The organism is Alienimonas sp. DA493 (assembly GCF_043951915.1).
Lineage (GTDB): Bacteria > Planctomycetota > Planctomycetia > Planctomycetales > Planctomycetaceae > Alienimonas.
Genome location: NZ_JBINJD010000146.1, coordinates 1 through 12,756, shown reverse-complemented (window position 1 = coordinate 12,756; position 12,756 = coordinate 1). Strand labels below are relative to the sequence as shown.

Genomic DNA, 12,756 nt, shown 5'->3' with positions numbered 1-12,756 from the left:
CGGACCCTTGAAGGGGCCGGGACGCTGGCGTTGCTCCCCGCTCGCCGGGGCTCACTCGCCGCCGCCGGTGCGGCCGATGCTGCGGAGGTAGGTCTGGTAGAGGTCCTCGAACTCCGGCGGCACCGGCAGGTCCCGCGGGCCGAGTTCGCCCTGATCGGCGCCCTCGATCTGCGGGCCCTCCCGCAGCGCCCGGGCGTTGCGGCGGCGGCTGCCCAGTTCTTCGAGGATGCGGTCGAAGTGCTTCTGCCGGGCGGCCTCCCGCGGGTCGGCGGGCCGGTCCGGGGCGTTGAGGCGGTCGCCGATGCGGTCGGCGAACCGCCGCATCTGATCCTCGGTCCAGCCGAGTTCCTTTAGCAGGTCCGGGTCGACCTCGCCGCGGTCGAGCTGGTCCCGCAGCTTGTCGAGGGCGAGCGAGGTCGCCTTGCGGGCGTACTCCCGGTTCGCCTCCTCAACGGGCGTGTCGGTGGAACCGCCGGACGGGGCGGCCCCGTTCGGGCCGCCGCTCCGGCTGCCGCCGCCGTTGCCGCCGCTCCCGGTCCCGCCGCCCTCCCCGGGCTGCCCGGCCCCGGGCTGCTCGCCGCCGCCCGGCTGCTGACCGCCGCCCGGCTGCTGGCCCGCACCGGGTGGTTGTTCGCCGCCGGGTTGTTGTTCGCCGCCGGGTTGTTGTTCGCCGCCGGGTTGTTGCTCGCCGGCACCGGGCTGCTCGCCGGCACCGGGCTGCTCGCCGGCACCGGGTTGCTGTCCGCCGCCGGGTCGCTGTCCGCCGCCGGGTCGCTGTCCGCCGCCGGGCTGCTGTCCGCCGCCGGGCTGCTGTCCGCCGCCGGGCTGCTGTCCGCCGCTGGGCTGCTCGCCGGCACCGGGCTGTTCGCCGCCGCCGGGTTGCTGTCCGGCACCGGGCTGTTCGCCGGCTCCGGGCTGTTCGCCGCCGGGTTGTTCGCCGTTGGGCATGTCGTTTTGCGGGGCCTCCCCGTCCTCGGCGGCGCCGCCGCGGGGGGCGTCGGCGGGGCGCTGTTCGGGATCCTCGGCGCCGGGCTCGGTCCGAGAGCCGCCCTCGCCGGGCTGCGGTTCGCCGGGCTGCGATTCGCCGGGCTGCGGTTCGCCGGGCTGCGATTCGCCGGGCTGCGGTTCGCCGGGCTGACGGGCGTCGCCGGGGGGCTGGTCGGCGCCGCCGTCGGCCGGGGCCTCGCCGGGCTCCTGCATGGCGTCGTCGGTCCCGGGCTGCTGGCCGGTGCCGGGCTGTTGATCGGCTCCCGATTGCTGGCCGTCCGGCTGTTCGCCCTCCGGCTGCTGGCCGGCGGGGTTTTGACCGCGTTCGGCGTCGGCCTGGGTCGCCTCGGTCCCGTCGGGGGCTGCGCCCTCGCCGGGCGCGGCGTCGGGGGCGTCGGCCGGATCGCCGGCAGTGCGGTTCCCCCCGCGCTCACCGTTCGGTTCGCCGGCGTTCGGGTTATCGGCGGGCGTGTTCCCGTCAGCGGCGCCTTCCTCGGAGGGCGGGGCGTCGCGGCCGTCCGGGGCGGCGCCCTCGGCGGTGGGCTCGCCGGGGGTCTGGTTCTCGCCCTCCGGCCCGGCCGAGTCGGCGCCGGCGCCCGCGTCGTTGGGGCGGTCGTCGCCGGGCGTGCCGTCGGGGGCCGCGTCGCCGCCGGGGTCGGCCTGCTGATCGTCGCCGGCCTGCTCGCCAGCCTGCTGCATGCCGCCGCCGGCCTCGTCCTCACCGGGCTCGCCGGGCTCGCCCTCGGCGTTCGAGTCGCCGGCCGGTTGCCGATCCTGCGGGCCATTGCCCGGTTGCGGACGCTCCCCGCCCTCGCCGGGCTCGCCGGCTTGCGGGGCGTCGCCGGGCTGTTCCCGCTGCTCAGGCGTGCCGTCGTCGGAGGTCTCGCCGGGCTGCTGCTCGGGCCGGGGGGAGCCGTCGTCCTGGTTCTCGCTCTCGTTGTTCTCGTTGAAGTGCTCAAGCATTCGCTCGAGGGCTTTTTCGTCCTCGGTGCCGTCCGCGGCGACCTGTTCGCCGGCGGACTCGCCAGATTCGCCGGGGCGGTCGTCGCCGGTCCGCGTGTCGTCGCCGGCTTCGCGCTCGCCGTCCGCGCCGGGTTGACCGTCGGCGTCGGGCTCGCCCTCGTCGCTCATCTGGCCCTCGCCCTCGGCGCCGCCCTCGCCAGTGTCGCCGGGCTGGCCGTCGGCGCCGTCCTGGCCTTCGGCCGCTTCCCCGCCGTCGCCGGGCTCCTGTTCCTGCTCGTCGTCGTCCTCGCCGGGCTCGTCCTGCGCGTTCTCCTCGCCCCGTTCGCCGTTCTCCGGCTGTTCGTTCTGGCGGTCCTGTTCCGCCTGACGTTCGCGGTCCTGCTGGAGTTGTTGCTCGGCCTGTTCCTCGGAGACCGGCTCCGTGATCGTGATCGTCAGCTTCGGCGTGTTGCGGTCGTTGAACAGCGGTTCACGATTGTCGCGGGCCTGAACCCAGTAGGTGAGGACGTCGCCGGCCTCGACCCGCTCCTCGGAGAGGTCCCAGTCGTAGGTGAGGTCCACGGCGGGCTCGGAGCCCTCCCACAGCGGGATCGCCATCGCGGTCGGCTCGCCGTTCTTCTCCCGCCGCAGGGCGAGGGAGCTGAGGCGGAAGTCCGGGTCGCGGGCCGAGATCTTCAACGGCACGGTGGCGTTCGCCGGGCGGGCGATGTCCGTTTCCGGGTCCACCAGCGTGACCTCCGGGGCCTGGTCCGGGCGGACGGCGATCGGGTGGACGGTGGGGCGGGGGTCCTTGAATCCCTCGGCGTCCGTCACTTCGATCCGATAGAAGGACGGGGCGCTGCCGTCCTTGCGACGGGCGAGCGTCCAGGCGCCGGTGAGCGTTTTGCCGTCCTCGGAGACCTTCATCGTCACCTCCTCGACCGGGGCGTCGAAGGCGGGGTCGTCGGCGAAGGTCAGCATCGCCCGTTTCACCGGAAGGGCGGCGGCGGCGGTGAAGCTGGCGACGGTCCCCTCCACGGCGTCGACGGCGGGGGTCGACTGGGTGAAGTCTTCGAGGCGGGTGTAGTCCGGGAACTCCAGCGCCACGGACTGCACCTCCGCGTGCGGGGCGGGGGCGACGGTGACGCGGAAGGGACCCGCCTCGGCGTCGCCGGCGGTCACGGTGTAGGTCAGCGGGCCGGTCAGGCCGCGGCCTTCCGGGCCGGCGATCACGCCTTCGAAGGTCAGTTCGTCGCCGCCCTCCCGCAGCACGACCGGCTCCCCGACGGCCCGGTTGTCGTCGGTCGTGTAGGTGACGAGCACCTCCTCCGGGATCTCGCCGCCGACGACCGCCGTGACGGTCAGCATCTCCCCGGCCAGGACGTTGGCGTCGCCGGGTTCGACTCGCAGCAGACGGGTGCGGGTGACGGGAGCGATGTCGCTCGTCGGCAGCAGGGCCCGGGCGAGGGAGTCGCCGATCGCCTTCGGGCTGAACAGGGCGTAGCCGCAGGCCAACACCACCAGCACGAGCAGGGCCGTGGAGAACCGCACCAGCAACCGGCGGTCGACGGCCTCGTCCACGTCGGTGGCGCGGAGGGCGGCGGCGGCCCGCTTCTGCATGGCGCTGCGGACCTGCCCGTTCGCCCCGCCGGGGCCGTCGAGCAGGTTCACCAGACCGCCGCGGAGCGTCGGGTCGTGGCGCTCGATCTGGTCGGCGGCGTAGAGGCGGTTGATGCGGCGCATCGCCGGCCGGACCACCTTGAAGGTCAGCCAGACGACGGCCGTCAGGGCGACGGCCCCCAGCAACAGACCGCGCATCAGCGGGCTGAACCCGCCGGGGATCACCCAGTGGTCCAGCACCACGAATGCGCTGAGGTACGCCAGCACGAGCACCGCCAATCCCACCGCCGCCGTCAGCAGGTCCGCCCAGCGGATTCCGGAGCGGGCCTTCTCCACCTGCGCCTCGATGTACTCATCGAAGGTCAGGTACTGCCGGGACGGGGCGTCGGCGCTCATACGACTCTCAACCGGGGGGAACGGCTTATCTTATCGGTCCGTTCAGCGGCGGGGGGGCAAATCCTCCCGACGACCGGCGCCTTCGCCCCGACAGGCTCAGACCAACCCCCGTTTTTTGCGGAGGTACCACTCCGTGCCCATCAGCCCGACGAAGATCAGCGGGACCCACCACTTGTCGTACAGCGGGGTGCGGGAGAGGACGGTGCTCTCCGCGGCGGCGGGCGGCTCCTCCGCCCAGCGGGCCAGGAACGCCGGCAATTCCTCCGGCGGGACGACGCTGCCGCCGGTCGTGCGGGCCAGATCCGCCAGCAGGGCCGGGTCGGCGGCGGGGTTGTCCAGTTCGAGGTCCCGCGGATCGACGACGAACCGGGTGACGGCGTCCGGCCCCAGCAGCGTGCCGGCCCCGTCCCCGGAACCCGCCGTGGCTCTCACGCGGACCCAGTAGTCCCCGGGGGCGTCGGTATCAGCGGCCTCGGCCCGAAACACGCCCGGGTTCGCCGGACCGGCGACGCGTGGGGAGAGGGTGGAGACCTCGCCGTCCGGGGCGGTGACCTCCACGGTGAACTGGGCGTCCGGCACCGGTTCGCCCTCGGCGTCGCGGGCGCCGAGCTTCAGCCGGGCCGGGCGGCCGGGCACGACGTTGCGGGGCTCGGCGACGACGAACACCGGGCCGTCCGTGTCCTCCTCTTTCCGCGTCAGCCAGAGCACGACCTGCCGCCAGAATCGGGCGTGCTCCGCCTCGAAGCCGGAAAGCGGCCAGAGCCAGGTGGTGTCTCCGGCGAAGGCCAGCACGCGGCTGCGGCCGTATTCGGCGGCGATCAGCAGCGGCACGTCGTCCGGACCGACGGCCAGCACGTCCGCGGGCACGTTCCGTTTCAGTTCCAAGCGGTTCGCCCCCTCCAGCGGGGGGAGGTTCCGCCACACCTCGGCGTTCTCCGCGGGGTCGGCGAGCAGCATCACGTAGTTCTGGGCGCCCTGCCGGGTGGGGATCATCGGCACCTCGCCGGCAATCTGGTTGCGGGGATCGAAGTCGTCCACGGCCCCGCCGCGGGGCAGTTCGACCGGCAACACGTTCCGCAGCGCCGTGCGGCCCCAGCCGCCGGGGCCGAAGCTGTTCAGGCCCCCGGTCATCATCAGCCCGGCGCCGTCCTCCACCCGGGCGGCGAGGTCGTCGAGGAAGTCGTCGTTCCCCTCCCGAAACGCTTCCGCCGCCACGTCGCCGATGATGAAGGCGTCGTACCGGCCCGGCTCGAACAGCGCCGCCTCCAACCGCAGGCCGGGCGAGAGGGCGTTGGGATTCGCCGGCAGTTCGACGTAATCGAGCTGAATCTTGTTCGACAGGTTGACCCGCCGCAGGGCGTTCACCTCCGGCCGCAGGCGGTCGAAGTACAGCACGCGAATGCCGCCCTTGCGGACGCTCAGGACCGTGGCCCGTTGGTTGTTCGTCTGCTTCAGTTCGCCCTCGACCGGTTCGATCTGGAGGGCGAGCTTCATCTCGCCGGCCGTCTGCGGGACGAAGGTGAGTTCGACCGGGATCTCCTCGACGCCCTGCGTCGGCCGCACGACGGTGACGGGGCGGGCGTCGCCGGAGGGCTCGACCGGCACGAGTTCCGTCTCGTCGCCGGGGCCGCGGGCGGGGGGGGATTCGGTCAGCAGGCGGACCGTGAACTCCCGGCCGGCGCCGCCGACGATCCGCACTACGCCGGAGACCGGCACCCGCTTTTTCTCGAAGACGACCGGGTCGACGCGCAGGTCCTCCACGGACAGATCGAATCCCGCGGTCACGGCCCCGTCGCTGCCGAACGGGACGCCGTACACCCGCACGCCGGACTCCGCCAGCAGGGCGCCGGCGGCGCGGGGGTCGGCGTCGTCCGGGGGCAGGGCTCGCTGGGCCGCGTCGGTGAGCAGCACCACGCTGGAGAGATCCGCGTCGGACCGCACTAACTCCCCGAGCACCGCCCCCAGTGCGGTGCGGTCGCCGCTCGGCTCCTCGGGCAGGACGGACAGCGGGTCCGGCGCCTCGCCGGCGCCCCCCGCGCCCTCGGCCTCCTCCGGCGGGGGGTTGCGGGCGGCGTCGAAGGTGGCGACGAACACCTCCAGGTCCTCGCCCAGCTCCGCCAGCGCCGGGGCGGCGGCGGCCAGCACGGACCGCATCGATTCGAACCGGCTCGCCCCGCCGGGGCCGTCGGCAATCGTCATGCTGCGGGAGACGTCCGCCAGGACCAAGATCGCGGGGCGTTCGGTCTCCGTTTCCTCCCGCCGCAACTCCGGGCGGAGCAGGGCGACGGTGAGCAGCACGGCGGCCGCCAAGCGCAGGCCGAGCAGCGTCCGCCGCACGCCCGGGGACAGGTGCCGGACCCGCGGCGGGTAGGTCCACAGCACCAGCCCGACCAGCGCGGCTCCGCAGAGCAGCGTCAGCGGGAGGGACCAGGCGGGGTTGAGGGCCAGCGTCATCCGTCGCAGCCTAGCCGCCGCCCGGGGAGGCGTTCGACGTCGCCGGGACCGGCCCCGAAGCGACGGCTCCCCGTTCAGGCAGTCGGCTCCCCAGGCCGAGGCCCGCCGCGGGGCCCTGTTCGCTTTCGTAGAAGCGGTTGCCCACCAGCAGCTCCCCCGCGAATACCGCCATCAACAGGGCGAGCAGATAGGGGAACATCTCCTCCCCCAGCCGGCCGCGAACGGTGGTGAGGTCCAGCTCCTCCGCGGTGCGGCTGAGGGCGTACCGCCCCTCGCCGAGGCGGGCGTCGAGTTCTTCCGGGGTGATGGCCGTCAGGTCGCTTTCCGCCTCAGGCAGGTTCACGCTGAAGGCGCTCAGCAGTCCGCCGGCGTTTCCCCCGTTCGGGTCGGTCGGGTCCGGCGCCCGGGCGATCACGTACTGGCCGGGGGCGTCGGCGCCGGTCACGGCGACCTCGTCGGCGTCGGCGGGAATGGACAGCCGGCGCTGCGACAGGTCCGGCCGTCGCAGCACCGCCGGCACCTCCGCCCCGCCGTCGCCGGCGGTCGCGTTCGACACCGGCACGACCAGCGTATCGGCGGCAAGAAAGTTGAACCGCTGTTCGCTCCGCCCGCTGAGGTGCCGGGTGAGGAACTTCACGAAGGCCAGATAGCTCCACCCCGCGTCCGGCAGATCGCTCCAGTCGGCGTCGTCGACGATCAGGGAGGTGGCGACCAGCGCCACGCGGCCGGCTTCCACGCCGTGCGTCACCACCGCCGGCGGCCGCTTCTGCGGGTCGGTGTAGACGGCGGGCACGGCGACGTCCGCCTTCGGCTCCACGACGAAATAGCGCCGCACGTCCCGGCTCTCCAGCGCCCCGGTGCCGCCGAGCGGATCGAACGGGGCGAAGACGGGGTGGTTCGGGTCGGCGACGGTCATCCGCTCCGGCACGCCGAAGCCCAGCGGGCCGATCAACTCCGCCGGCATCCACTCCGCCGCCGGGCCGGCGTTGTAGGCCAGCACGTCCGCCGCGCCGCCCAGCACGACGCCCACCCCCCCGCCGGCTTCGGCAAACGCCCCGAGTTTCGCCATCGCCGCGGCGTCCGGGGCCCGGGCGTTCAACAGGTAGATCACGTCGAACGAGCCTGTATCAAGCCCCGCCAGATCGGCGGTGCGAACCGGCGTGACGACGGCCGGGCGGCGGTCCTCCGGCAGCAGACTGGGGGCGAGGGCCTCGCCGAAGGCCCGGGCGTCCGACAGCCGGTCCGAGGCCACCGCGACCCGCAGCGGGCTCTCGGCCCGAATGGTGAAGGTGCGGCGGTCGTCGAAGGCCAGCGGGTCGGAGCCGGTGAAGACGAGTTCCCCTTCGACCGCCCCCGCGGCGGCGATCGGCACGGAGAACGACACCTCCGCCGCCCCGCCCGGCGGCAACGTGACCGTCTGCCGGCCGCGGGCGACCGGCTCCTCGCCGACGGCCCCGGTGCGCAGTTCCACCTCGATCGGCAGCGGGCCGCGAGCCTCCGCCTCGCCGGTCTCCGCGTCGGCGAATAGCGGGGCCCGGGAGACGGGCGCTCGCACCGTGACCGTGCCGCCGATCGGGCCGCTCTGCCGCGACGGGCGGGGCACGCCGACCGCCACGTTCTCCGGCCCCTCCGCGCCGACGTCGACGAGGAACGCCTGCACCCGCTCCCGGGCGGCGAGGGTGTTCGCCAGTTCGCTCCGCCCGCCCGGACCCCAGGCGCTGCGGGCCAGGTCGGTGAAGACGTACACCGCCCGCACGAAGGCGTCCGCCTCGGCGGCGTCGCCGGAGGTCGGCTCCCCCAGGCCCAGTTCCGCGGCGACCTGCTCCCGGTCGCGCTCGTGCAGGTCGACGGCGGCGGCGAGGCGGCCGTCCAGCGGCACGGTGACCGGGCGAACCTCGAGCTGCTGCATGCGGGTCTTCGCCCCGAACAGGTCCGCGGCGAATCGCGGGGTCTCGCCGGGGGCGGTCGTCATTACCGCCAGTTTGCTGCCGGGCGGGAAGCCGTCGGCGTGCTCCGCGGCGAGGGCGAGGGCCGCTTCCAGGCGGTTCTCCCCGGCCCGGATCAGCCCCATGCTGGGGGAGGTGTCGAACAGGAACACCGCCGCGACCGGCTGATCCTCCGTCACCGCCTGCACCGGGGCCCGCACCTCCGCAGCGACCCGCCGGCCGTACGGCCAGAGCACCAGCAACGCCGCCAGCAGGAACGCCCCCGCCGTCGAGCCGGCGCGCAAGAGCGTGCGGCGGTAGAGCAGATCGTGCCGGGCCAACTCCCCCCGCCGCTGTTGGGAGCGCCAGCGGGCCAGCAGGACCTGATACGCGATCAATACCGCGACGACGACGCCGGCCAGCGTGAGCCACTCCGCCGTCGTGAAGCTGTAGTTCGCCGCCGGCAGGCTCGGCCGCACCACGGCGAGCACCAGCAACACGATCGCCAGCATCCGCAGCAGAAGGAGCCAGAGGTGCCGCAGCTTGAGCCGGCGGCTGTTCGACTTCTTCCGGTCCCGGATCAGCCGCAGGGCCGGGAAGGGGAACTTCTTCGGCTTCGGCTTGAGCAGAAAGTGCAGGATCACCGGCACCGCGGCGAGGCCCAACAGGGCGAGCAGTCCGGGGTGGAGGAGAGACACGGCCTGAGTTTAGTCAGCGGAACGCGCGCCGCCTATCGGCGACGGCGAAGCCGGGAAGCCGTCCGAGGCGACCGTGCCCGCCTCGTTCGTCGCTCTGCCCTCGACGTTCGGCGTGCGGTTCAGCAGAGCGATTCCCGCCTCCGGCCCCAGCACGCTGACGGCGGAGGCGTACGCGTCCGCCGTCATGCCCGTCGGCGCGACGACGGTGACGGTGGAACGGTCCGTCAGCCCCAGACCGGTTCGGGGGTCGACGAGGTGCGAATACCGCACGCCGTCGATCAGCGTGAACTTGTAGGCGTCCCCGCTGGTGGCGACCGCGGCGTTGGCGAGCGTGAGGAACTGCGTGGGAGCGGTCTCGGGGGCGTTGGGGTCAGGGAGGCCGATCGTCCAGCCGGCCTCGCCGGGGGGCGGATCGCCGGCGAGGAGGTCGCCGCCGGCGTCGATCAGGAACCGGGTCACGCCACGCTCCCGCAGCACGCGGCCGGCCTCGTCGGCGGCGTAGCCCTTGGCGATCCCGCCGAGATCCAGCTGCACGCCGGGTCGGTGGATCGTGACCGTGCCGGCCTCGTCGTTCACCGTGACGGCCCGCCAGCCGACGCGGTCCCGCAGCGCCGCCAGTTCCGCCGGCGGGGGCAGTTCGCCGGTGCGGCGGACCCGCCGCCACCGCTTCACCAGCGGGCCGACCGTTACGTCGAACGCCCCCCCGGACGCCGCCGAGACCACCTGCGCCCGGGTCAGCACGCGCCGCAGGTCCGCGGAGGCCGGGACCGGCTCTCCTGCGACGTAATTGTCGCATAAACGGTTCAGTTCGCTCGCGTCGTGATAGTCGGAGAGGGCGGCGGTCAGTTCCTTGACGCGGCGGCCGGCCTCGCGGCAGGCGTTCTTTGCGGCCTCTTCGGACCGTGCGTAGCATGTGAACACGAACGGCGAGCCCATCTGGACCTGTTCCACGCGCACCCGACGCAGTTCGGGCGCGGGCGTGTCGCCCGCCGGTTCCTCGATCAACCCCGTCGCCACGACTGCCGCCAGAATGAAACCGCCCATGCGTCCGCTCGTTGTTGGAGTGCTTGCCGCATCCTACGCCGCCTCCCAGTGCGGCGTGGCGCTCGCCCAGGAAGCGCCGGCCGACGGCGCCCCGCCGGTCGTCGCCGACGCTCCCAAAACCGCGGAGCCCGGCGAGAACGCCACGACCGCGGAGGAGATGAAGCCCTACACCGAGGAGATCGGCGGCACGGACCTGACCTTCAAGATGGTTCCGATTCCCGGCGGCGAGTTCACCATCGGTTCGCCGGAGGACGAGGAAGGCCGCGGCGAGGGCGAGGGGCCGCAGCGGCGGGTCTCCGTCAGCCCGTTCTGGATGGCCACCAAGGAGGTGACCTGGGACGAATACGAGACCTTCCTGCTCAAGCGGGACGAGCAGCGCCGCAAGCTCGCCGGCATCAAGCCCAGCGAGTACGACCTCAAGGCCGACGCCGTCACCCGGCCGACCAAGGCGTACACGGACATGACGTTCGACATGGGCCACGACGGCTTCCCGGCGATCTGCATGACGCACCTGTCGGCGAAGATGTACTGCAAGTGGCTCTCCGAGAAGACCGGCCACTTCTACCGCCTGCCGACCGAGGCCGAGTGGGAGTTCGCCGCCCGGGCCGGCAGCCAGACCGCCTACCACTTCGGCGACGATCCGGAGATGCTCGACGAGTACGGCTGGAGCGACGAGAACGCGGACTGGACCTACCACCCGGTCGGCATGAAGAAGCCGAACGCATTCGGCCTGTACGACATGCACGGCAACGTCGCCGAGTGGTGCCTCGACCAGTACGACCCGAACTTCTACGCCTCCCTGCCGGCGGATAAGGTCGCCAAGGACCCGTACAACATCCCGAAGACGATCTATCCCCGCACCGTCCGCGGCGGTTCCTGGGATCAGTACCCGGAGGAACTGCGGTCCGCGGCCCGGATGCCCAGCACGAACGACTGGAAGATGCAGGACCCGCAGATTCCGCAGTCGATCTGGTGGCACACCGATGCGATCTTCGTCGGCTTCCGCGTCGTGCGTCCGCTGCACGAGCCGACCGAGGAGGAGAAGCTCGCCCAGCAACTGATCCCGCGGCCCGAGGACGTGCCGGAGTGGGGTCTGCGCGAAGGCTTCATTCACGACTGAGTCCGCGGTCGAACCGGCGGCGAACGCCCGCCGCTCACCCGCCGCACCGGCCGACGCATTTGCGACGGCCGGTGCGTGCTCGCTACGCTCGCTCCGTTCGCCCTTTCTTCGGAATCCCCGCATGTCGACTCCCCGTCGTTCCTTTCTGAAAACGACCGCCGCCGCCAGCGCCGCCGCGTCGCTGACCGCCGCCGCGGCCCCGGCCGCCAAACTGCGGGCGGCCCATCAAGAAGACGTGATCCGCGTCGGCGTGATCGGCTGCGGCGGGCGGGGCAGCGGCGCCGTCGGCGACGCGATCAACGCCGCCCGCGAGGCCGGCACCTCGCCGGTGAAGCTGGTCGCGATGGCCGACGTCTTCGAGGACCACCTCAAGAACAAGCACGACGCCCTGAAGCGGCAGTTCGGCGACCAGATTGACGTGCCGGAGGACGCCCGCCACGTCGGCTTCGACGGCTACAAGAAGGTCCTGGAGCACGACCTCGACTACGTCATCATCGCCACGCCGCCGGGCTTCCGGCCGGATCACTTCTCCGCGGCGGTGGACAAGGGCGTCCACATCTTCTGCGAGAAGCCCGTCGCCACCGACGCCCCCGGCGTGCGGAAGTTCCTCGCCGCCGTCGAGAAGTCCAAGGAGAAGAGCCTGAAGGTTGGCGTCGGCCTCCAGCGCCACCACCAGGGCAGCTACCTCGCCGTCGCGGACAAAATCCGCGAAGGGGCGATCGGCGACATCATCGCGATGAAGGTGTACTGGAACAGCGGCGGCGTCTGGGACCCCCGCAAGAACCGCGATCAGGTCTCCGGCGAAATGGAGTACCAGATGCGGAACTGGTACTACTACTGCTGGCTGTGCGGCGATCAGATCTGCGAGCAGCACATCCACAACCTGGACGTCGGCAACTGGTGGGCCGGCATCAAGGCGAACGGCAGCGAGCCGGTCTTCCCCGTCGTCGCCCGCGGCATGGGCGGCCGCGAGGTGCGGACCGATAAGAAGTACGGCAACATCTTCGATCACACCGCCTGCCAGTTCGAGTTCGCCGACGGCACGCAGATGATCTCCGAGGGCCGGCACCAGCCGGGGTGCTGGAACAGCGTTTCCGAGATCGCCCACGGCACCAAGGGCACCCTCAGCACGCAGGGCCGCACCCGCATCTTCCACCTGGAGAAGAAGGACGACGGCTCCTACGGCGAGAAGATCGACTGGGCCTACCGCAGCCGCGGCGACAAGAGCCCCTACGTGCAGGAGCACATCGACCTGCAGGCCGCCATGCGGGAAGGCAACGACTACAACGAGGGCTACTACGGCGGCATGTCCACGATGACGGCGATCCTCGGCCGGATGGCCTGCTACTCCGGCAAGGAGTTGACGATGGAGGACGCCCTCAACAATGGCCGCCAGCTGTTCCCGTACGATCAGGAACTGTCTTGGGACGCCAAGCCGCCGGTCTTGCCCGGCGACAACGGCTACTACGAGGTGCCCACCCCGGGCGTCACCAATGTGCTGAGCTAACCCCGGCGAGCGGCTCCGCAGGCGCTCGGGGGGCGTCCGCCCCCTGAGCGCCGCAGCGGGCCA

General features: G+C 72.6%; 6 protein-coding genes. 2 read left to right on the top strand and 4 right to left on the bottom strand.

From position 1 onward, the window contains the following. Positions 1 to 51 precede the first annotated feature (51 nt). The 4 genes from ACG2DA_RS17975 to ACG2DA_RS17960 form a co-directional block, all read right to left on the bottom strand. Positions 52 to 3,945 (bottom strand): hypothetical protein, encoded by a 3,894-nt coding sequence (locus ACG2DA_RS17975; RefSeq protein ID WP_395257357.1) that lies wholly within the window; start codon positions 3,943 to 3,945, stop codon positions 52 to 54. A gap of 96 nt (positions 3,946 to 4,041) precedes the next feature. Next, the gene (locus ACG2DA_RS17970) at positions 4,042 to 6,399 is read right to left on the bottom strand and encodes a glutamine amidotransferase (RefSeq protein ID WP_395257355.1); all 2,358 of its coding nucleotides are present in this window, start codon (positions 6,397 to 6,399) and stop codon (positions 4,042 to 4,044) included. A 10-nt stretch (positions 6,400 to 6,409) separates the two neighbouring features. Further along, on the bottom strand, positions 6,410 to 9,022 hold the full coding sequence (locus ACG2DA_RS17965; RefSeq protein ID WP_395257353.1) for a BatA domain-containing protein: 2,613 nt from the start codon (positions 9,020 to 9,022) through the stop codon (positions 6,410 to 6,412). A 9-nt stretch (positions 9,023 to 9,031) separates the two neighbouring features. Beyond that, a complete protein-coding gene (locus ACG2DA_RS17960; RefSeq protein WP_395257351.1) occupies positions 9,032 to 10,066 on the bottom strand; it encodes an FAD:protein FMN transferase in 1,035 nt (344 codons plus the stop codon). A 19-nt stretch (positions 10,067 to 10,085) separates the two neighbouring features. Between ACG2DA_RS17960 and ACG2DA_RS17955 the strand changes: the two genes are divergently transcribed. Both ACG2DA_RS17955 and ACG2DA_RS17950 read left to right on the top strand, forming a co-directional pair. Further along, positions 10,086 to 11,186 carry a formylglycine-generating enzyme family protein gene (locus ACG2DA_RS17955; protein ID WP_395257349.1) on the top strand — a complete coding sequence of 367 codons (1,101 nt, stop codon included), beginning with the start codon at positions 10,086 to 10,088 and terminating at the stop codon, positions 11,184 to 11,186. A 121-nt stretch (positions 11,187 to 11,307) separates the two neighbouring features. After that, positions 11,308 to 12,693 (top strand): Gfo/Idh/MocA family protein, encoded by a 1,386-nt coding sequence (locus ACG2DA_RS17950; RefSeq protein WP_395257347.1) that lies wholly within the window; start codon positions 11,308 to 11,310, stop codon positions 12,691 to 12,693. Positions 12,694 to 12,756 lie beyond the last annotated feature (63 nt).